Below are 21,073 nucleotides of genomic sequence, written 5' to 3'. Positions count from 1 at the left end.
ATCGTCGATATTTTATTTGGCTCGCTTCATTCTTAGGATGGCGGCACGGAATCCGCAGCAGCCCACGGCTCGCGCGATTTCCACAGTTTGAGACAAACCGTCTTTCATCCGGCCACCACCATGACCCAACCCGACGCTCCCCTCGCATCCATTCCCCAGCGCGCGCCCGCGCCGCACGTGCCCGATTCGGTCCTGGACCGCCTGGCCAAGGCCACCAGCGGCTCGCTGACCACGCAGCTGTACATCAAGGGCATCCGCCAGCCCGTGCTGCACGGGCTCACGCCGCTCAACAGGAAGATGAAGCCCTTCGCCGGCCGCGCCTACACCATGCGCTTCATTCCGGCGCGCGAGGACGTCGATCGCTACGAAAACCTCACGACCAGCCCCAGCGCCGACAACCTGCAATGGGTCGGCGTGGAGCAGATCGAGCCCGGCCACGTGCTCGTGATCGACAGCAACCAGGACGGCCGCGCGGCCTCCATGGGCAACATGCTGATCACCCGCATGATGATGCGCGGTGCGCGCGGCGTGATCACCGACGGCAGCTTCCGCGACGGCACCGAACTCTCGGAGATGGATTTCCCGATCTGGTGCACCGGCGTCACGGCCACCACGCGGCTGTCCTACCACCACGTGGCCGACCTCAACGTGCCGATCGGCTGCGCGGGCGTGGCCGTGTACCCGGGCGACGTGATCCACGGCGACGGCGACAACATCACGGTGATCCCCGCGCACATGGCCGAGGAGATGGCCGAGCTGTGCGAGAAGCGCGACGACATCGAGGCCTACCTCGCCCTGCGCGTGCAGGCCGGCGAAGCGCTGTGGGGCCTGTATCCGCCCAGCGACGCCACGCGCCGCCAACACCAGGAATGGGTGGCGGCCGGACGACCCGCCATCCTCGCCGCCCGGCCCGCCGGGGAGCGCTGAATCCAACGAACCCATCCTGGAAGCCCACCCATGAGCACCACCCCCTACACACCCGACTACTACGACGCACTGATCCGCCGCTACTTCGACGCCTGCAACGCCGCCGACTACCAGGCGCTGGTCGATTGCTTCACACCCGACGCCGTGCACTACTTTCCCTCCGGCCTGCCCGAGGTGCCGTGGAAAAGCGCCGACACCATCGCGCGCAAATGGCAATGGTGCGTGGAGACGCTGGGCTCGCAGTGGACCATCGAACGCATCATCGTGAGCCACGACAAGCCCGAGGCCATGATCGAGTGGACCCATTGGAAGAACAAGAGCGGCACCGCGCTGCGCGGCGCCGAGTGGTACGACTTCGCGGACGGACGGATCAAGGAGATTCGCGCGTACTACGCGTCGCCCGCCGACAAGGGCACGCCGATCAACGAGCTGGTCGGCTTCGACTACGCGGGTCGCGGCTATCACCTCCAAAGCGAATGACGATGAGCTCCCATCCGCAAAGTACCGTGGCGGACGTCGACCTTGCCGCCAAGGCGGCGCACGAAGCGTTCCAGTCGTTCTCGAGCTCCGGCGCGCAAGTCCGCGCGACCTTGCTGCGCGGCCTCGCGCAGGTGCTGGAAGACCATCGCGAGCGACTCGTACCGCTGGCCGATGCCGAGACCCACCTGGGCTCTGCGCGGCTCAACGGCGAGCTCGACCGCACCGCTTTCCAGCTGCGCGGCTTCGCCACGCGCGTGGAGCAGGGTGCCGCCTTCGCCTTCGAGGACGACCCGGCCGTCGCCGGCAGCCCGCCCGCGGGCCATCCGCACCTGGTCCGGGTGCGCATTCCCGTGGGGCCGGTCGCGATGTTCAGCGCGAGCAACTTCCCGTTCGCCTTCTCCGTGCTGGGCGGAGACACCGCCTCGGCGCTCGCCGCCGGCTGCCCGGTGGTCGTGAAGGCGCATGGCGGTCACCTCGGACTCTCGCACACCGTCGCGGGCCTGGCCCGTGACGTCATCGCCGCGCAAGGGCTGCCGGCGGGGCTGCTGGGCCTGGTCGACGGTCCCGGTTCGCAGATCGGCGTGGCACTGGTCGAGCATCCGCTGATCCAGGCCGCGGCCTTCACGGGATCGGTGCGCGGCGGATTGGCGCTCGAAAGCGCGGCCCGTGGCCGCAAGCAGCCCATTCCGTTCTACGGCGAACTCGGCTCCGTCAACCCGGTGGTGGCCCTGCCCGCTGCCCTGGCGGCCCGAGGGGCCGAACTGGCGCAGGCACTGGCCGGCTCCATCACCATGGGCACCGGCCAGTTCTGCACCAGCCCCGGCATCGTGCTGGTGCCGGCCGGCGAGAGCGGCGATGCCTTCGTCGCGCAATTGGCGCAGGCGCTGCGCGGTGCCGGGACGCACGAGATGCTCACGCCGCAGATGCGCCAGGGCTTCGACCAGGGCTGCGCCCAATGGGCCGCCGAACCGAAACTGCGGGCGCTGCTGGCCGAGCCGGCCGCGGACGGCGACGCGTCGCCCCGGCCCTACCTGGCGCAGATCGATGCCGAGGGCTTCCTGGCGTCCGGCAAGTTGCACGAGGAAGTCTTCGGTCCCGCGGCGATCGTCGTTCGCTTCACCGCGACCGCGCAGGCGATCGACGTGCTCGACGCGGTGGGCGGCTCGCTCACCGTCACCATGTGGGGAGCCGACACGCCCACGGACGACAACGTCGCGCTGGTGCGGGCCGCCGCACGCATCGCGGGCCGCGTGCTGTTCGCGGGCTTTCCGACCGGTGTCGCGGTGACTGCCGGGCAGCACCACGGCGGACCGTTCCCCGCCTCGACGGTTCCGTTCACCACCTCGGTCGGCTATGCCGCGCTCGACCGCTTCCTGCGCCCCGTCGCCCTGCAGGACGCCCCGCAATGGCTGCTCGATCGCAAGGGGGTGCCGGCATGATGCGCCATGTCGTGCTGTTCCGGCGCAAGCCGGAGGTCGAGAAGGACGTGGCCCGCGAGAAGGACCTGGCCGACCGCATGGCGGCACTGGGCGCGCAGATTCCAGCGATCCGGCAGTGGCGCGTCGCGGCCAACGAGGCCAGCCGCCCGATCTGCTGGGACTACGTGCTCGAGTCCGAGGTCGCCGATGCGAAGGCGCTCGACGAATACCTGTTCCATCCGCTGCACCAGGCCCTGGTCGCGGACCTGAAGCTCTACTTCGAGTGGGCCGCGGTGGACTACACGGCCTGAACCTGCATCACAGCGGCGTGGGCATGGGCAGCCCCGCCGCGCGCAGGCAATCCGCCAGCGCGGCCACGGTGCCGGCCGACAGCGGCACGCCTTGCTGGCGCGCCGCGCGCTGCAGCACCATCGCCTGCTCGCCCGGCAAGCGCACCTTGCGCACGCCGGGGCGCGGCGGATTGTCGCGGCACGCATCGGCCAGCCAGCTGCTCTCGGTGACGAAGGCATCGGCACCGCCGAAGGCCGCGGGATCGATCACCTGCAGGAAGACGTTCATCACCACGCCCGTGGGCCGGCTGTTGCGCCCGAGGCCGGAAAGGCCCTGCGTCAGCGCCTCCACGAGCAGCGCCATGTCATAGCCCTTGTGGCCGTGGTCGAGCCCGCCCACGGGCAGCAGCGAGCCGCCCGCTCGAACCACCGCCGCCGGATCGTCCGTCGCCCGTCCCTCGGCATCGATGGCCCAGGCGCCCGGGAATCGCCGGCCTTCGCTCGCGAGCTGCCGGGCGCGGTTGTTGGTGGTGATGGATGCGCTGATGTCCAGCAGCACCGGGTCGTGCTTCGTCGGGATGCCGGCGGCCAGGGGGTTGGGCGTGAAGAGGGCACGCGTGCCTCCGAAGGGCGCGACGCCGCTCGACGCGGGGCCCGAGCAGCTGAGGATCGGCATGAGCCCCCGGCTGGTGAGCCGGGGCAGGTAGGTGGCGAGGGCGCCCGTGTGATGCGCGCCCGCGATCGTGAGGGTGACGACACCGTGTGCGGCCACCCGTTCGAGCGCGAGATCGATCGCGCGGTGGATCAGCCAGGCACCGGGCAGGCGATGCCCGTTCCACGCGACGCAGGCACCGCGGTCGGAGACGACCTCGATCTCTCCCGCGCGCGCCATGCTGCCGCTGTCGACGGCTTCGAGGTACCACGGCACCAGCACGAGGCCATGCGTCGCGTGGCCCATCGTGTCGGAATCGAGCAGCGCGCCGGCGACGGCGCTTGCCTTGTCCAGCGCCAGCCCCGCGTGCACGAACAGCTCCGTGACTTCGTGGAGCAGCGCTTCGACGCAATAGCGAAGCGCGGCGTCGCCTGCGGCGGAAGAGGGCGAATGGGGAACGTCGAGGGTCATCGGAAACGAGTCGGTGGTAGGGCGTCCCCAATGTACTTTTCCAGGGCGTCCCGATGCGACGGCATCGCCTTCGAATCCCCGGGCAATCCCTTGTTTCCGAGCACACATCTCACCCCTTGGGACAAGGCGCGGGAGCGCCGGTTTCCGGCCGCGGACATCGCCCGTATCGTCCGCGCCGACGCCAACGCACGCAGCGATCGGCGCGGCCCATATCAACGATCCAACAAGGAGATTCCATGGCAATCGACAACCACACGCACGCACCCGCGGGCGCCTCGCCAGGCCGGCGCAACCTGCTCGCGGCGGGACTCGCGCTCGGCGCGGGTGCATGGGCGCAGTCGGCCGGCGCCCAAGGCACCGGCAGCGGCGCGGGCGCGTGGACGCCATCGCTGCGCTACCCCGATCCCGCGATCGAGATCCTGGATCCGTCGTTCGCCAAGTACCGCCTTTACAGCGCCGGCGTGGAGCGGCTCGCGACCGGTTTCCGCTGGGCCGAGGGCCCGGTGTGGGTGGGCGACGGCAACTACCTGCTGTTCAGCGACGTGGCCAACAACCGCATCGTCCGCTGGGACGAGGCCACCGGCCAGGCCACGACCTTCCGCGCCGCGGCCAACTATGCCAACGGCAACACGCGCGACATGCAGGGCCGGCTCATCACCTGCGAAGGCGCGGCTGTGGGTGGCGTGGGGCGCCGCATCGTGCGCACGGAACCGAGCGGCAGGATCACCGTGCTGGCCGACAGCTTCGAAGGCAAGCGCTTCAACTCGCCCAACGACATCGTCTGCCGTTCCGACGGATCGATCTGGTTCACCGACCCGCCGTTTCAGTTGACCAACGACTACGAGGGCCGCATCGGCAAGCAGGAGTTGCCGCATGCGGTCTATCGCATCGATGGCCGCAGCGGCAAGGTCACGCAGGCGATCGGCGACCTGCAGGGGCCGAACGGCCTGTGCTTCTCGCCCGACGAGAAGACGCTGTATGTCATCGAAGGCCGTGCGCAGCCGCATCGCCTGATCTGGGCCTACGAGGTCATGGCGGACGGCCGCCTGGCAGGCAAGCGCAAGCATGTCGACGCGGGTTCGCCGGCCGGGGCACTCGACGGCATCAAGTGCGACGTCGACGGCAACATCTGGGCGGGTTGGGGTTCGAGCGGCGTACCGGGCGTGGATCCGGCCGCGCTGGACGGCGTGATCGTCTTCAACCCCCAGGGCAAGCCCATCGGCCACGTGCGCCTGCCGGAGCGCTGCGCCAACCTGTGCTTCGGCGGCGCGGACAACAACCGCCTGTTCATGGCGTCGAGCCATTCGATCTACAGCCTCTACGTCAACACGCGCGGCGCCGAAGTGCGCGCCTGAACCCTTCCGGAGACATCGCCCATGCATTCATTGAAGCCCCTGGTCCTGCTGGCCTTCGCGTCCTTCGGCGCGGCCTCCCATGCCGGAACCTTCGCCTACGTGTCGAACGCCGAGGACGGCACCATCTCGAGCTACCGCATCGACGCGGCGGCCGGTGCCTTGCAGCCGCTGGCGACCACGCCCGCGGGCAAGCTGGTGATGCCGCTCGCCCTGAGTCCGGACGGCCGCCATCTCTATGCGTCGGTGCGGTCGCAGCCGTACTCGGTCGTGAGCTATCGCATCGATGCGCGCACCGGCGCGCTCGATCGGCTCGCCACGGCGAGGCTGCCCGACAGCATGGCCTACATCTCGACCGACCGCGGCGGCAGGTATCTGTTCGGTGCCTCGTTCGGCGGCGACGTGATCGGCGTCAATCCCATCGGTCCCGGCGGCGTGGCGCAGGGCGAGACGCTCCAGCTGATCAAGACCGGCCGCCATGCGCACTCGATCGTGGTGGACCCGAGCAACCGCTTCGTCTATGTCGGCAATCTCGGCGTGCACCGCGGCTGCAGTTCGCGTTCGACGAGCACAGCGGCGCGCTGGCACCGATCGGGGCGGGGTTCGCGGCGGCCGAGGAGGGATCGGGTCCGCGGCACTCGGCACCTTCGCCCAACGGCAACTTCCTGTACGTGCTGAGCGAGCTGTTCGGCACGGTGACCACCTATGCGATCGATCGCGGCACGGGCGCGTTGAGCGCGAAGGCTTCGGTCGATGGTGTGCCCGCCGCGCGCTACAAGCTTGAGAAGGGCTTGATCCGGCCGCCGCTGGGCCAGGGCGAGAAGGTGGACGACACGCCGCGCATCTGGGCCGCCGACATCAAGGTCTCGCCCGATGGCCGTTTCGTCTACACGACCGAGCGCACCAGCAGCACCGTCACCTCGTACCGCGCGGACCCCGCCACCGGGGCGTTGAGCTACCAGGCCACCATCGAGGTGGAGAAGCAGCCGCGCGGCATCGCCATCGACCCGCGCGGCCGCTGGCTGGTCGTGGCGGGAGAGAAGAGCCCCGAGGTCGGCCTCTATGCCATCGATCCGCAGTCCGGCGCGCTTCGGCGCGTGGCCGGCGCACCCGCCGGCAAGGGAGCGAACTGGGTCGAGATCGTCGATACGGAGTAGGCGGGGCCAAGGGCCGGGGCCGAAGGGCGAAGGCCCTCGGCCCCGGCGCCCGCGCGTTCGTTCAATCGATGCCGCGCGAGGCGCTGGCCAGCAAGCCGGCGTAGCGCTGCAGGTCGACGTTGCCGCCGCTGAGCACCGCCCCCACGCGCTGGCCGCGCACGGGCCATGCCCGCGCCAGCAGCGCCGCGAGGGCCAGCGCGCCCGTCGGCTCGACCACTAGCTTCATGCGCTGGGCCAGCCACTGCATGGCCTGCACGATGGCCGCATCGTCCACCGTGACGATGTCGTGCACGTGGCGCCGAACGATCGCGAAGTTGCGCTCGCCCAGGTGGGTGCCGAGCGCCCCTTCCGCCAGCGACTGCGGCGGGGGTATGCGCACGATGCGACCGGCGCGCAGCGATTGCCGGCCGTCGTCGCTGGCCGCGGGCTCCACGCCCACCACCTGGCAGCGCGGCGACAGCAGGTGCGCGGCCAGCGCGCTGCCGGCCAGCAGCCCGCCACCGCCGAGCGGCGTCAGCAGGCAGTCCAGTTCGCCCGCGTCCTCGATCAGCTCGAGCGCCGCCGTGCCCTGGCCGGCGATCACCTGCGCGTCGTCGAAGGGATGGACCAGGCTCAGGCCATGCGCCTGCACGAGCGCGGTGCACATCGCCTCGCGGTCGTCGCGCAGACGGTCGTAGGGCACGACCTCGGCGCCGTAGCCGCGCGTGGCTTCGCGCTTGACCGCCGGCGTATCGGCGGGCATCAGGATCGTGGCCCGCGTGCCGAGCAGCCGCGCCGCCAGGGCGGTGGCCTGCGCGTGATTGCCCGAGGAGTAGGTGACGACGCCCGCGGCGCGCCTGTGCGGCGCCAGTTGCGCGATGGCGTTGAACGCGCCGCGGAACTTGAAGGCGCCCATGCGCTGCAGGTTCTCGCACTTGAAGAATATCTCGGCGCCGAGGAGGTCGTCGAGCATGCGCGAGCGAACGACCGGCGTGCGGTGCGCGACGCCCCGCAGGCGCCGCGCCGCCGCCAGGAGGTCCGCGCTCAAGAGGCCGTGCCGAAGGTCTCGCTGTCGACGCGCCAGGCGATCGCCTGCTCGCTCAGGCTGACTCCCAGGCCATGGCGGTCCGACACGTGCATGCGCCCGTCCTGCAGGTGCATCTGCTCGTTGAACATCGGGCCGAGCCACTCGAAGTGCTCCAGCCAGGGCTCGATGGGATAGGCGGCCGCGAGATGCAGGTGGATCTCCATCGCGAAGTGCGGCGCGAGCTTGCGCCCCTTCAGCGCGCCCAGGGCCATGATCTCGAGGAAGGGCGTGATGCCGCCGACACGCGGCGCATCGGGCTGGATGAAGTCGCTGCCTTCGGCCAGGATCAGCTGCGCATGCTCGCCCGCGCTGGTCAGCATCTCCCCCGTCGCGATGGCAGTGTCGAAGCGGTTCGCCAACTGGGCATGGCCTTCGAAGTCGTAGGCATCCAGCGGTTCCTCGATCCAGGTGAGGTCGAATCCCTCGAAGGCGCGGCAGGCGCGGGTGGCCTTCTGGCGGTCCCACTGCTGGTTGGCATCGACCATCAGCGGGAAGCTGTCGCCCAGCAGCTTGCGCACGGCACCCACGCGCTCGATGTCGATCGACAGGTCGGGCTGGCCCACCTTGAGCTTGATGCCGCCGATGCCGCTGCGCTGCGAGATCTCGACGTTCTTGAGCACCTGGTCCAGCGGCGTGTGCAGGTAGCCGCCCGAGGTGTTGTAGCACTGGACCGAATCGCGGTGCGCGCCGAGCAGCTTGGCCAGCGGCAGCTTCGCGCGCTTGGCCTTGAGGTCCCACAACGCGATGTCGAATGGCGCGATGGCCTGCGTTGTCATGCCGCTGCGGCCCATGCTGGCGCCCGCCCACAGCAGCTTGGTGAAGATCTTCTGGATGTCGCTCGGGTCTTCGCCCAGCAGGTTGGGGGCGATCTCCCTGGCATGCGCATACATGCCGGGACCGCCCGCGCGCTTGCTGTAGCCGAAGCCGATGCCTTCCAGGCCGTCGCGCGTGCGGATCTCGGCAAAGACGAAGGCGATCTCGGTCAGCGGCTTCTGTCGGCCCGTCAGCACCTTGGCGTCGCTCACCGGCGTGGCCAGCGGCAGGATGATCAGCGACACCTTGACGGCGTCGATGCGGTCGCCCGATTCGGCCGCGGTGCGCGCACCCTCGGCCACCCTGGCATAGGAAACGATGTTGGATTCGACAGCGGATGCCATGAAAACTCTCTCAGTGATGGGAATGCGAAAAATCGGCGGGTCGGCTCATTCGGGCTTGAGGCCGCCCTTGCGGATCACCTCGGCCCAGCGCGCGTTCTCCGCCTCGACGAACTTCGTGTAGTCGGCGGACCTGGACGCCACCACCACGAAACCCGTGTTCTCGAGCTTGGCGCGCGCCGCGGGCTCGTTGAATGCCTTGACCATGGCCGCCTCGAGCTTGTCGATGATGGCCTTGGGCGTGCCCTTCGGTGCGGACAGGCCGGTCCAGGACACGGCGCTGAAGCCCGGATAGCCCGACTCGGCGACGGTGGGCGTGTCGGGGTACAGGGGGTTGCGCGTGAGGCTGGTCACGGCCAGCGCACGCAGCTTGCCGGCCTTGACGTGGGGCAGCGCGGCATCCTGGTTCGTGAACATCCCGGGAATCTGGTTCGCGAGCACATCGGTCATCGCCGGGCCGCCGCCCTTGTAGGGAATGCCGACGATGTCCAGGCCGGCGACCTGCTTCAGGTACTCCGTCGTCAGGTGGCCCGACGAAGCGGGCACCTGGCCGTAGTTGACCTTGCCCGGGTTGGCCTTGGCATAGGCGATGAACTCCTTGAAGGTCTTGGCGGGGAAGTCCGGATTCACGACGAGCACGTTGGGGCCGGCCGCGAGTTGCGAGATGTGGATGAAGTCGCTTTCCTTGTAGTTGGGCTTGGGCGACTGGAAGCCATGGATGACCGCGTTGCTGCCGATGCCCGAAAGAACGAGCGTGTAGCCGTCCGGCGCCGACTTGGCGGCCTGGTCCGCGCCGATGGCGCCGCCCGCGCCGCCCTTGTTGTCCACGATGAACGGCTGCTTGAGCTGCTTGCCGAGCTCCTCCGCGATGATCCGGCCCATGAGGTCGCTGGTGCCGCCCGCGGGGAACGGCACGATGATCTTCACGGGCTTGTTCGGGTAGTCCGCCTGGGCCTGGGCGGCCAGGGGGGCGGATGCGATGGCCGCCAGCGCGATGGCGCTCAGGACCAGTTGGCGTTTGTGCATGAAATCTCCTTGGAAGGCTCGAATGGAAAGGTCTTGTCCGGCGGCCGTTTCGACGCCGCTTATGAAAGCGTTTCCATTGGATCGGAGCTGCTTTTCAGTCTCGGCAGGGTTATCCCGATGGGTGGGTGTTAGCGTCCCGCATGTTGAGACGGAGCGCGGACTTCAGTCGGCCACGCCCAGCGGCCAGGGCACGAACTCGTTGAGGCCCACGCCCAAGGCCTCGCTCTTGGTCTTCTCGCCGGAGGCGTGGCGCAGCACCTGCTCGAAGATCCGGCGGCCCATCTCGGCGATGGTGGCGTCGCCGTCGATCACCGGACCGCAGTTGATGTCCATGTCCGCCTCCATGCGTGCGTACATCGGCGTGTTGCTGGCCAGCTTGATGGTGGGCGAGGGCACCGAGCCGAAGCACGAGCCCCGGCCCGTGGTGAAGCACACCAGGTTGGCGCCGCCCGCGATCTGGCCGGTGGCGGAAACGGGGTCGTAGCCAGGCGTGTCCATGAAGACCAGGCCGTGCTGCGTCACCGGCTGGGCGTATTCGTAGACCTCCATGAGCGGCGCGTTGCCGCCTTTCTTGGCGCCGCCGAGCGACTTCTCCAGCACGTTCGCGAGCCCGCCTGCGTTGTTGCCGGGACTCACCTGGCCATTGATCTGCGTATCGCGACCCTTGTTGTACTCGAGCCACCAGTCGATGCGGGCCACGAGCTTGCGGCCGACCTCGGGCGTGCGCGCGCGGGCCGTCAGCGTGTGCTCCACGCCGAAGATCTCGGAGGTCTCCGAGAGGATGGCCGTGCCGCCGTGGCGGATCAGGATCTCCATGGCCGCGCCCAGCGCGGGGTTGGCCGAGAGGCCGGAGAAACCGTCGGAGCCGCCGCACTGCATGCCGATCATGATGTGCTCGGCCGACACCGGCTCGCGTCGCGCGGTGTTCGCCTGCGGAAGCATGGCGCGAATCTTCTCGATGCCGGCGGCGATGGCCTTGCGGGTGCCGCCCACGTCCTGGATCACCAGCGTCTGGAGCATCGGGCCGCGCGCCAGGCCCTGGTGGTCCAGGAAAGCCTCGAGCTCGTTGTGCTCCTGGCCCAGGGCGATGACCAGCGCACCGGCCGTGTTGGGATGCCGCACGTAGCCGCCCAGCGTGCGGCGCAGCAGGTCCATGGGCTCGCCGCTCTTCTCCATGCCCGAGCCCTGCTCGTGGATGTAGGGAACCACGCCGTCGACATAGGGGTAGGGGGCGAGTTCGTCGGCATCGAAGAAGCGCGCGATCTGGCGCGCCACGGTGGCACCGCTGTGGGAGACGATGAACACGCCGATGTAGTTGCGCGTGGCCACGCGCCCGTCGGCGCGCACGATGCCCTGGAAGCGCGCGCGTTCGGCGGGCGGCAGCAGCTCGGTGGGCACGTAGTCCTCGCCATGCCGGTAGTCCTTGACCAGGTCGCCGAATGCGATGTTGTGGCTGTGCATCCAGGTGCCCGCGGGCAGGTCCTCGGACGCGAAGCCGATCACAGTGTTGTACTTGAGCACGGGCGCCCCCTTGGCAATGGCGCGGGCCGCCATCTTGTGGCCGGCCGGCACGGCCTGCAGGGTGACGACGCCCTCGGCGGGGACCTGCGTGCCGGCGGGCACTTCCATGCGCGCGACGACCACGTTGTCCTGGGGATCGAGGCGGATGAACGGATTGCGCAGCACGGCCTCGGACGGATTGACGGTCGAGGCGAGCGTGGGGGTGATGGGCTTCGCGGTGGCGGTGGTGGTGGTCATCGGGACGGGCATTTCATCGAACGGGGGAGGCGGGGTCTTCGGCGGCGGTGCGGCGGCGTCAGGCCAGCACGCCGATCGGCCAGGGCACGTACTCGTTGTCGCCGACGCCGAGCTCTTCGCTGCGGGTGGGTTCGCCGCTCGCGTATCGCAGCCAGCGTTGCAGCACCAGGCGGCCCGTCTCCCGCACGCTGGCGCTGCCGTCGAGCACGGGGCCGCAGTCGATGTCCAGGTCGTCCGCCATACGCGCGAACACGTCCGAATTGCTGGCCAGCTTGACGGTGGGCACTCCCGCCGCGCCGAAGGTGGAGCCCGTGCCCGTGGTCAGCGCAAGCAGGTTGGCGCCGCTTGCCACCTGGCCTGTGGCGCAGACGGCTGCGTAGGCGGGTGCGTCCATGAACACCAGGCCCTGGGTATCGATCGGGTGGGCGTACTCGTAGACGGCCTGGATGGGCGTGCTCCCCGCGCGCAGGAAACCCGAGGAGGCCTTGTCCGCGGCACCCTCGATGCCCTGTCCGTCGCCGCCGCCGGCGCGGGTGAGCCGGGTGTCGCGGCCGCGCGTGTAGTCCTTCCACCAATGGATGCGCTGGCCGATGCGCTCCTCCACCTGCGCATCGGCGGCGCGGCCCTTCACCTGTGCCTCGATGACGGCCAGGTCGCTGGTCTCGGACAGGATGGCCGTGCCGCCGGCCTGCACCAGCAGGTCGACCGCGGCGCCCAGCACGGGATTGGCCGAGCGGGCGGCGAGGCGGTCGATGGCGGCGGACTGGAGGCCCACCATGAGGTGCCGGGCGGACACCGTTTCGCGTCGACAGGCATCCGCCATGGGCAGCATGCTTTCGACGGCGGCGATGCCCTCGGCGATCGCGTTGGCCGTGCCGCCGACTTCCTGCATCACGATCATGTGCAGCATGGGGCCGACGGCGAGCCGCTCCTGCTCGAAGAAGCCGCGGATGTTGTTGCGCTCGCAGCCCAGCGCGATCACCACCGCGCCGACGATGTTGGGATTGCGCACGGTACCCGCGATGGTGCGGCGCAGGAGGTTCATGGGCTCGCCGGTCATCTCCATGCCGCAACCCAGTTCGTGCACGAAGGGCAGCACGCCATCGACATGCGCGTAGGGCGCCAGGCGCTTCGGCGTGAAATGGTCGGCCACCCTGCGCGCCGTGGTCGCACCGCAGTTGCCCACGACGAAGATGCCGATGTGGTTGCGCGTGCCGACCCGGCCGTCGGGGCGCACGTAGCCCTCGAACTCGAGGCGTTGCGGAAGCGGCGACGCGGCAGCGGAGCCGGTGAAACCGGTGGAGGAGGACTGGGTCATCGAGGGGGTCATGGCTTCATCGATCATCATGGAAGCGCTTACATAGCGCGGCAAAAAAAGAGGCCGAAGCCAATCCTTTTTACATTTCTCTCGGGATTTTATGGAAACGCTTTCATTGGGTCAAACCCAAGGTATAACCGTGCCACCGCGCCGCCTCCCGGCCTCCACCGTGACCCGATCCAGAACCACCCCTCCATCCCCCGTGCCTTCCGCTTCCGCGCCCCGCATGTCCGACGTGGCCGCGGCCGCGGGCGTCTCGCTGGTCACGGTCTCGCGCTGCATCAACCAGCCCGACAAGGTGGCGCCCGAAACCCTGGCGCTGGTGCGCGCCGCCGTGGAACGCCTGGGCTACGTGCCCAACCTCACCGCGGGCAGCCTGGCATCGAACCGCTCGCGCATCGTCGCGGCGATCGTGCCCACCATCTCCAACTCGGTCTTCTCCGAAATGGTCGAGGCCCTGGCCAGCACGCTCAGCGCGGGCGGCTACCAGTTGCTGCTGGGCCAGTCCGCCTACCGCGCGGAGGACGAGGAACGCCTCGTGGACGCCTTCCTGGGCCGTCGCGTGGACGGGCTCGTGCTGACTGGCGCGCCGCGCACCGACCAATTGGCCATGCGCCTGCGCCGCAACGGCCTGCCGGTGGTGCAGACCTGGGACCTGCCGCCGCGGCCGATCGACATGGCCGTGGGCTTCTCCAATCACGACGCCGGCATGGCCGCGGGGCGCTTCCTCGTCGGCAAGGGACGGCGGCGCATCGGCTTCCTGGGAGCCAGCGAGGACCGCGCGGCCCAGCGGCTCGCCGGCTTGCGCGCCGCGCTGGCGCAGGCGGGGCTGCCGCCGCCCGAGGTCGAGACGCTGCCGCCCCCGGTGCTGGTCGACAAGGCCGGTCCCGGCCTTTCGGCCATGCTCGAGCGCGCGCCCGACCTCGATGCGATCTTCTGCAACAACGACCTGCTCGCCGCGGGCGTTCTCTTCGAGTGCCAGCGGCGCGGCATCCACGTGCCTGGCGATCTGGCCGTGCTGGGCTTCGGCGACCTGCCCATCGGCACCGCCGCCTATCCGGCGTTGAGCACCATCCGCATCGGCCTGCGCGGCATGGGAGAGCAGGCCGGGCGCCTGCTGCTGGGCCGTTTTGCCGGCGAGGGCGGACTGCCGGCTCTGACCGACCTCGGCTTCGAGGTGGTGGAGCGCGACAGCGCCTGAGGGCATCGCCGCGGCGCTGCTCAGCGAACGGCCGGCGCGCCGCCGGTCGCGTCCTGTTCGTCGTTCGCCCGACGGCGGCCACGCACATCGAAGCGTTCGATCTTTCCGACGATGAGCCAGTAGCTCATCACCGCCACCAGCCCATGCAGGCCGACGAACACGAGGGCGTAGTGGAAGGAGTTCGTCGCGCCGAGGATGTAGCCGATGACCAGCGGCGTGGTGATGCCCGCCGTGTTGCCGATGGCGTTGAACACGCCGCCGGTCAGGCCGATCAGTTCCTTGGGGGCCGTGTCGGCCACGACCGTCCAGCCCAGCGAGCCGAAGCCCTTGCCGAAGAAGGCCAGGGACATCAGGCCGATCACCATCCAGTCCGCGTCGACGAAGTTGCAGCCGATCATGCTGGCCGTCAGCAGCAGCCCGATGGTGATGGGGATCTTGCGCGCGATGGTGAGCGAGCCGGTGCACCTGAGCAGCCAGTCCGTGACGAACCCGGTGCTCACGCCGCCGATGAAGCCCGCGATCGCGGGCAGCGAGGCGATGAAGCCCGCGTTCAGGATGGAGAAGCCGCGCTCCTTGACCAGGTAGGTCGGAAACCAGGACACGAAGAACCAGGTGATGGCCGTGATGCAGTACTGCGCGAGGAAGATGCCCGAGAGCATGCGGCTGCGAAACAGATCGAGGATGCCGGGCGCGTCCGGATCCTTGCGCGCCGCGGGCTGCCGGGCATTGAGGTCGGTGAGGGCCCCGCCGGCGCGGATGGATTCGAGCTCCTGCGCCGAGACCGAGGGATGGGTGGCCGGCACGTGGAAGCATGCGTACCAGACCACCGCCAGCAGCAGGCCGAGGCCGCCCATCACCGAGAAGACGTGCTCCCAGCCGAAACGATGATCGAGCCATCCCATGAGCGGGGTGAACACGGCGAGCGACAGGTACTGCGCGCTGTTGAAGATGGCGCCGGCGACGCCGCGTTCGCCAGCGGGAAACCACATCGCGATCACGCGGCCGGATGCCGGCCCGACCGGCGCTTCGAACACGCCCATCATGAAGCGCATCACGAGCAATGCGGCGAACACGGAGCCGAACCAGCCGGCCGCGCCCTGCAAGGCCGTGCAGATCGACCACAGCACCAGCCCGAACAGCACCATGCGCTTGGCGCCGAGCCGGTCGACCAGCCAGCCCGCGGGAATGTGGGCCAGGACATAGGCCCAGGCGAAGGAGGAGAACAGCCACCCCATCTGGACCGGAGACAGCTGCAGCTCCCTGGCCATGCCGGAGCCGGCCACGGACAGGGTGGCGCGATCGCCGGTGCTGAAAGCCAGCACGACGGTGATGAGGGCGAGGATGAGAAAGCGCTTGCGGTGGGTGAACATGGGGCTGACGAGAGCGGTGGATGGCCCGGCTGCGGGCCGCATGCGGGCCGCTTCGATCGAGCGAGGCGGGGCGCGCGACACGGCCTGAATCGGCGCGTGCCATGGGTGGCGCAACGGTGTGTCGGGATGGCGGATTCATTGTCGTCAGCGCTCGGCACCAGGGCTGGGACCGGCACCTGCCTTGTCCCACATGCTGGGCACGACTCGCCGAATTAAGGGATTACCCTGATTTGGCAAGGCCGCCGAGCCGAGCCCCGGCTTTTTTCGACTCGTCGCGACGTGGCACCGCCAGGCGTTGAAGCCAGTGGAATCCCAGATGTTGGGAATTTCTCGCCCGCTCCACGAGGCCCGCCCAGGAATCCAGTGGTATCCCGCCTGCTCGGAAGTCAAAATGGACACGTGTCCATATGGCCACGGCCATCCGCATCTCAACCATGTACATCAGCGAACAACTCCTCAATCCCGATGAACGTCGCCTGCGGCTCTCCGCCCAGTTGGGCGTACAGAACGTGGTGGTCGACAACCGCGGCACCGAACTCGTGTCCGCTTCCGGTGGTGTCAGAGCCTGGGATGTCGAAAAGCTGACGCAGTACCGCAAATGGCTCGAGGGTTTCGGCATGAAGCTCGATGTCTTCGCGCTCGACGTGGGTTCGATCCTGCTGGACTCCCTGACCGACATCGACGGCGCGCGCAAGCAGCGCGCCGTGCTGGCCGACAACATCCGCAAGGCCGCGGACGCGGGCATCGACTGCCTCAAGTACAACGTGCAGATGGTGGGCATCACGCGCACGGCGCTCAAGGAGGGACGCGGCGGCGCGAAGAACTCGAGCTTCGTGCATGCCGAGTACCGGCCCGAGGACGACCGCAAGCATTCCTACTGGGGCGTGGGCTACCCGAGCAACCAGGAGGAAGGCGGATCGGCGTCGTCGATGCTGTGCGGCCAGAAGATGGCGCGCGAAGTGCCTGCGGTCAGCGAAAAAGCCGGCTGGGACGCGATCGAGTTCCTGGTCGAGGGCCTGGTGCCGGCGGCGGACGCGGCGGGCGTGCGCCTGGCATGCCACCCGCACGATCCGGCCTACCCGGTGGGCGGGCTCAACGGCATCGAGCACGTGGTGGGCTCCGCGGACGGCATCCGCCGCTTCCTGGCCCTGTCTCCCAGCGCGAACCATGGCCTGAACTTCTGCCAGGGAACGGTGGCGGAGATGTTCAGGGAGCCCGGCAAGGCGATGATTCCCGTGATCGAGGAGTTCGCGGCCACCGGTCGCATCTTCATGGTTCACTTCCGCAACATCCGCGGCGGCTACCTGGATTTCGAGGAAGTGTTTCCCGACGAGGGCGACGTGGACATGTTCGAGGCCGTCAAGGCCTACCAGCGCGGCGGCTATGCAGGCCCGCTGTGCCCGGACCACGTTCCCGTGTCCGACATCGACGAAGGCCGCGAGCGGTTCATGTCGTTCGCGCTGGGCTACACGCGGGGCTTGCTGCAGGCAGCGGGCGCGTGGTCCACCGCCGGCGCGCGTCGCTGAGCCGCGCGCGCATCGAGATGCCTGACATGAGCGGCCTCAGGAAGCTGCGCAGCCAGCGTTGGCTCGCGCCGGAGGACTTCAGGTCCTTCAACCATCGAAGCCGGGTGATGCAGATGGGCTACGACAAGCTCGACTGGGAGGGCAAGCCCGTCATCGGCATCATGAACAACTGGGCCGATACCAATCCCTGTCACATGCATTTCAAGCACCGCGTGGAGGAGGTCAAGCGCGGCGTGCTGCAGGCCGGTGGATTCCCGCTCGAGATACCCACCATCTCCCTAGGCGAGAACCTGATCAAGCCCTCGGCGCTGCTCTATCGCAACCTGCTTGCGATGGAAATCGAGGAGATGACGCGGGCCTATCCGCTGGACGGCGTCGTGCTCATGGGCGGCTGCGACAAGACCACCCCCGCGATGCTGCTCGGCGCCACCAGCGCCGACCTGCCCGCGATCTTCCTGCCCGCGGGACCCATGCTGCGGGGCAACTCGCGCGGCAGGACGCTGGGCTCGGGATCGGATGCCTTCAAGCACTGGGACGACCGGCGGGCCGGCCTGATCACCGAAGCGGAATGGGACGGCATCGTCGCCGGCATCGCACGCAGCCCGGGGACCTGCATGACCATGGGCACGGCAAGCACCATGACCGCCATCGCGGAGGCGCTGGGCATGACGCTCCCCGGCGCGTCCAGCATCCCCGCGGTGGATGCCGGGCACCAGCGCATGGCCGCGCGCTGCGGCCGCCGCATTGTCGAAATGGTCCACGAGGATCTCCGGCCGCGCGCGATCCAGGCCCGCGAGTCCTTTCTCAACGCGATCGCCGTGGCGATGGCGATGGGCTGCAGCACCAACGCGATCATCCACCTCATCGCGCAAGCCCGGCGCGCGGGCCACGACGACATCGGCCTCGACGATTTCGACCGCATCAGCCGGCAGGTGCCGGTCATCGCGAACGTGCGGCCGAGCGGCGACAGCAACTACCTGATGGAGGACTTCCACTACGCCGGCGGGCTGCCCGCGCTGATGACGCGGCTGGGCGGACACCTGCACCTGGACGCGATGACCGTCACCGGCCGGACGCTGGGCGAGAACATCGCCGGCGCCCAGGTGTTCGACGACGACGTGATCCGCCGCCTGGACAACCCCGTCTATGCGGAAGGCGCGCTCGCCGTGCTGCGCGGCAACCTCGCACCGGATGGCTGCGTGATCAAGCCCAGCGCCATGAGCAGCCGGTTCATGGTCCACCGCGGGCCGGCGGTGGTGTTCGACGACTACCCGTCGTTGAAGAAGGAGCTCGACAACGAGGCCACCACCCTGACCGAGGATCACGTAATCGTGCTGCGCAACGCGGGGCCCAGGGGCGGGCCCGGCATGCCGGAGTGGGGCATGGTGCCGATCCCGACGCGCCTGCTGAAGCAGGGCGTGCGCGACATGCTGCGCATCAGCGACGCGCGCATGAGCGGCACGAGCTACGGCGCCTGTGTCCTGCATGTCGCGCCCGAGGCCTATGTGGGCGGCGCCCTGGCACTGATCCGAACCGGCGACATCGTCAGCGTGGACGTGCCGGCACGGCGCATTTCGGTGGAGCTGTCGGGGGAGGAGATGGCGGCGCGGCGCGCCCGATGGTCACCGCCTCCGCCGCGCTTCGGCCGGGGCTACGGCAGGATGTTCTCCGACCACATCCTCCAGGCCAACGAAGGCTGCGACCTGGATTTCCTTCGCACGAGCCACGGTTTCTCCGCGGGCGAACCCGACATCTTCTGAAAGCCGCCGCCTCAGGCACTCTCCCGCGCCACGATCCGGAACCCCAGGTCGACCACCTTGGGCAGGAGCGCGGCATCGGACCCGCCTTCGAGGCGGGCGACGAGCATCGTCGCGGCCCGCCGCCCGAGTTCGCGCGCCTGCACGGCCACGCTCGTGAGGGCGGGCACGCTCGCCGCCGCGATCGGCTGGTCCGAGAAGCCCACGATGGCGATGTCCCGCGGCACTCCCCAGCCGCGGCGCCGGCACTCGAAGAGCGCGCCGGCGGCCAGCGTGTCGTTGCTGCAGAAGACGGCATCGAGCCGGGGCTCGCGCTCCCGCAGTTGTTGCAGCGCCGCGGCCCCGGCATCGAAGGCCGTGGGCGGACTGCCCAGCCAGGGACTCACGGGACCGCGGCCCGCGCGCTCGACCGTTTCGGCAAAGCCTTGCAGGCGCTTGCGCGCGCGCTCCTCGTCGGCACCGATGAAGCCCAGGTGCCGGCAGCCACGCGCCAGCAGATGGGAGGCCGCCGCCTCGCCGGCCCGCACATTGGAGAAGCCCGCCACCATGTCCAGCGGCGCCTCGACACCATGCCCGCCGTGCGCGGGCAGGTCCCAGGTTTCCACCACGGGAATGCCGGCACGGCCGACGAGCTCGCGCAGCGCCGGTGCGTGGCCCGTTCCCGTCAGCATCAACGCATCGACGCGGCGCCCGAGCAGGGTCGACGCGACACGCAGTTCCCGCTCCATGTCGTAGCGGGACTGCGCCAACAGCAGCTGGTAGTTGGCTTCCTCCAGCACTTCGGACAGGCCGTCGATCGTCTCCGCGAACCAGGCATTCGACAGGCTCGGCACGATGCCGCCCACGATGCGCGAGCGGCTCGAGGCCAAGGTGCCGGCGTTCAGGTTCGGCACATAGCCGAGCCGGGAGATCGCCTCCTGCACCGCGGCGCGCGTGGCCGGCGCGACGGACTCGGGATCGCTCAGGACGCGGGACACGGTCACGCGCGCCACGCCCGCTTCGCGCGCGACGTCGGACATGCGAAAGGTGCCGGGTGGAAGAGGTGACGGCATGGCGGGCTTCGTCATCGGAGCGGCGTTGCCCGGGTTAGCCATGCGCCCTCACGCACGCCGCGCCTCCGACCGATTGGCCCGGCGGATCACCTGCGGCGGCTGCCCATAGGCCCGCAGGAAGGCCCGGCGCATGCGGTCGGGATCGCCGAAGCCGGTGTCGCGCGCCACGGTCTCGATCGGCAGCAGCTGCGACTCGATCATCAGCCGCGCCGTCTCGGTCCGCAGCCGCTCAATGGCCTTGGCCGGCGTCTGTCCGGTCTCCTCCCTGAACACGCGGCCGAACTGGCGCGGGCTGAGGTTCGCGGCCTCGGCGAGTTCCTCGAGCGAGAGCTCGTTCGTCAGGTGGCTCTTGGCATAGGTGAGCGCCTTCTGGATGCGATCGGTGCGCGGGCGCAGCTCGAGCAGCGCGGAATGCTGCGACTGGCCGCCGGTGCGGCGGTGATACACCACCATGCGCTTCGCCACGAGCTTGGCGACATCGGCGCCGCAGTCCTGCTCGACGAGCGCCAGCCCGAGGTCGATGCAGGCGGTCGCGCCGGCCGAGGTCCAGACGCCATCGTCGTGCACGAAGATGCTGTCCTCCTCGAGCAGCACCTCGGGATGGTCGCGCCGCATCTTGACGACGTGCGCCCAGTGGGTGGTCGCGCGCTTGCCGTCGAGCAGCCCGGCCTGCGCGAGATTGAAGGCGCCGGTGCAGGCCGCGCCCAGGCGCCGCGCGCGGCGGGCCGACTTGCGCAGGAAGCCCAGCAGGGCAGGGGAGCCCTCGGTCACGACCGTATCGCCGACCACCAGCACGGTGTCGTAGCGCGCGTTGCCGAACGGCACCGTGCCGACTTCCACGCCGCATGAGGACCTGACGGGCCCGCCGTGCTCGGAGAGCAGGGTGTGGCTGTACAGCGGCGCGTCCAGCGACATGTTGGCGTACTCGAACACCGAGACGACTGCCAAAGTGAGCAGCTGGAAACCGGGATAGATCGCCACGCCGACACGAATCATTCGAGAGCTCCTTTTATGGCGTGAAAAGACGGAAACCTGACCTTAACGCCATCGCAGTTTATCGCGAAGATGAGCCCCTGTCACCCCGCGAGGGGCCCACTC

The 21,073-nt window shown here is 69.3% G+C and carries 19 protein-coding genes; 10 read left to right on the top strand and 9 right to left on the bottom strand.

The features are described 5' to 3' along the window. The first annotated feature begins 120 nt into the window (after positions 1-120). From AC1HIL_RS41165 to AC1HIL_RS41150, 4 genes are read left to right on the top strand one after another with little or no spacing between them, the layout of a single operon-like run. Positions 121-927, top strand: coding sequence for an RraA family protein (locus AC1HIL_RS41165; RefSeq protein WP_479669250.1), 807 nt, complete (start codon positions 121-123; stop codon positions 925-927). A 30-nt stretch (positions 928-957) separates the two neighbouring features. Further along, on the top strand, positions 958-1,407 hold the full coding sequence (locus tag AC1HIL_RS41160) for a nuclear transport factor 2 family protein (RefSeq protein WP_479669252.1): 450 nt from the start codon (positions 958-960) through the stop codon (positions 1,405-1,407). A 2-nt stretch (positions 1,408-1,409) separates the two neighbouring features. Continuing rightward, positions 1,410-2,846 carry an aldehyde dehydrogenase (NADP(+)) gene (locus tag AC1HIL_RS41155; RefSeq protein ID WP_479669253.1) on the top strand — a complete coding sequence of 479 codons (1,437 nt, stop codon included), beginning with the start codon at positions 1,410-1,412 and terminating at the stop codon, positions 2,844-2,846. Further along, complete coding sequence (locus tag AC1HIL_RS41150) at positions 2,843-3,136, top strand: Dabb family protein (protein ID WP_479669254.1); 294 nt, start codon at positions 2,843-2,845, stop codon at positions 3,134-3,136. The genes AC1HIL_RS41155 and AC1HIL_RS41150 overlap by 4 nt, the downstream gene beginning before the upstream one ends. 7 nt (positions 3,137-3,143) lie before the next feature. Here AC1HIL_RS41150 and AC1HIL_RS41145 read toward each other — a convergent pair whose 3' ends face one another. Then, positions 3,144-4,238, bottom strand: a complete 1,095-nt coding sequence (locus tag AC1HIL_RS41145) for an Ldh family oxidoreductase (protein WP_479669255.1) — start codon at positions 4,236-4,238, stop codon at positions 3,144-3,146. Between the two features lie 236 nt (positions 4,239-4,474). Between AC1HIL_RS41145 and AC1HIL_RS41140 the strand changes: the two genes are divergently transcribed. From AC1HIL_RS41140 to AC1HIL_RS41130, 3 genes are read left to right on the top strand one after another with little or no spacing between them, the layout of a single operon-like run. Next, positions 4,475-5,593, top strand: a complete 1,119-nt coding sequence (locus AC1HIL_RS41140) for an SMP-30/gluconolactonase/LRE family protein (protein ID WP_479669256.1) — start codon at positions 4,475-4,477, stop codon at positions 5,591-5,593. A gap of 21 nt (positions 5,594-5,614) precedes the next feature. Further along, positions 5,615-6,268 carry a lactonase family protein gene (locus tag AC1HIL_RS41135; protein ID WP_479669257.1) on the top strand — a complete coding sequence of 218 codons (654 nt, stop codon included), beginning with the start codon at positions 5,615-5,617 and terminating at the stop codon, positions 6,266-6,268. Then, positions 6,172-6,747, top strand: a complete 576-nt coding sequence (locus AC1HIL_RS41130) for a lactonase family protein (RefSeq protein WP_479672823.1) — start codon at positions 6,172-6,174, stop codon at positions 6,745-6,747. The genes AC1HIL_RS41135 and AC1HIL_RS41130 overlap by 97 nt, the downstream gene beginning before the upstream one ends. Positions 6,748-6,808: 61 nt before the next feature. On the opposite strand, the gene AC1HIL_RS41125 is transcribed toward AC1HIL_RS41130, so the two are convergent. From AC1HIL_RS41125 to AC1HIL_RS41105, 5 genes are all read right to left on the bottom strand, one after another. Beyond that, entirely contained in the window at positions 6,809-7,774 is a 966-nt protein-coding gene (locus AC1HIL_RS41125) for a threo-3-hydroxy-L-aspartate ammonia-lyase (RefSeq protein ID WP_479669258.1), read from the bottom strand. After that, the gene (locus AC1HIL_RS41120) at positions 7,771-8,970 is read right to left on the bottom strand and encodes an L-talarate/galactarate dehydratase (RefSeq protein ID WP_479669259.1); all 1,200 of its coding nucleotides are present in this window, start codon (positions 8,968-8,970) and stop codon (positions 7,771-7,773) included. Before AC1HIL_RS41120 ends, AC1HIL_RS41125 begins: the two co-directional genes overlap by 4 nt. A 45-nt stretch (positions 8,971-9,015) precedes the next feature. Further along, entirely contained in the window at positions 9,016-9,993 is a 978-nt protein-coding gene (locus AC1HIL_RS41115; RefSeq protein ID WP_479669260.1) for a Bug family tripartite tricarboxylate transporter substrate binding protein, read from the bottom strand. A gap of 162 nt (positions 9,994-10,155) precedes the next feature. Next, positions 10,156-11,751: a UxaA family hydrolase gene (locus AC1HIL_RS41110; RefSeq protein ID WP_479669261.1), complete on the bottom strand. Its 1,596-nt coding sequence runs from the start codon at positions 11,749-11,751 to the stop codon at positions 10,156-10,158. Positions 11,752-11,809: 58 nt separating this feature from the next. Further along, entirely contained in the window at positions 11,810-13,081 is a 1,272-nt protein-coding gene (locus AC1HIL_RS41105; RefSeq protein WP_479672821.1) for a UxaA family hydrolase, read from the bottom strand. A gap of 190 nt (positions 13,082-13,271) precedes the next feature. On the opposite strand from AC1HIL_RS41105, the gene AC1HIL_RS41100 reads away from it, so the two are divergent. Further along, positions 13,272-14,270: a LacI family DNA-binding transcriptional regulator gene (locus AC1HIL_RS41100; RefSeq protein ID WP_479669263.1), complete on the top strand. Its 999-nt coding sequence runs from the start codon at positions 13,272-13,274 to the stop codon at positions 14,268-14,270. Between the two features lie 20 nt (positions 14,271-14,290). Here AC1HIL_RS41100 and AC1HIL_RS41095 read toward each other — a convergent pair whose 3' ends face one another. After that, positions 14,291-15,640, bottom strand: a complete 1,350-nt coding sequence (locus AC1HIL_RS41095; RefSeq protein WP_479669264.1) for an MFS transporter — start codon at positions 15,638-15,640, stop codon at positions 14,291-14,293. A gap of 434 nt (positions 15,641-16,074) precedes the next feature. Here AC1HIL_RS41095 and AC1HIL_RS41090 point away from each other — a divergent pair, with 434 nt between their 5' ends. Both AC1HIL_RS41090 and araD read left to right on the top strand, forming a co-directional pair. Next, positions 16,075-17,166, top strand: a complete 1,092-nt coding sequence (locus AC1HIL_RS41090; protein WP_479669265.1) for a mannonate dehydratase — start codon at positions 16,075-16,077, stop codon at positions 17,164-17,166. A gap of 26 nt (positions 17,167-17,192) precedes the next feature. Further along, a complete protein-coding gene (araD, locus tag AC1HIL_RS41085; RefSeq protein ID WP_479669655.1) occupies positions 17,193-18,926 on the top strand; it encodes an L-arabinonate dehydratase in 1,734 nt (577 codons plus the stop codon). Positions 18,927-18,937: 11 nt separating this feature from the next. Here araD and AC1HIL_RS41080 read toward each other — a convergent pair whose 3' ends face one another. Together AC1HIL_RS41080 and AC1HIL_RS41075 are read right to left on the bottom strand one after the other, a co-directional pair. Further along, complete coding sequence (locus AC1HIL_RS41080; RefSeq protein ID WP_479669266.1) at positions 18,938-19,942, bottom strand: LacI family DNA-binding transcriptional regulator; 1,005 nt, start codon at positions 19,940-19,942, stop codon at positions 18,938-18,940. An 81-nt stretch (positions 19,943-20,023) separates the two neighbouring features. Continuing rightward, positions 20,024-20,971, bottom strand: a complete 948-nt coding sequence (locus tag AC1HIL_RS41075; RefSeq protein WP_261214105.1) for a GlxA family transcriptional regulator — start codon at positions 20,969-20,971, stop codon at positions 20,024-20,026. Between the last annotated feature and the right edge of the window lie 102 nt (positions 20,972-21,073).

It is taken from the genome of Variovorax sp. ISS6 (assembly GCF_056523145.1).
The sequence above is the reverse complement of the archived record's forward strand: the minus strand, read 5'-3'. Positions and strand labels throughout refer to the sequence as shown.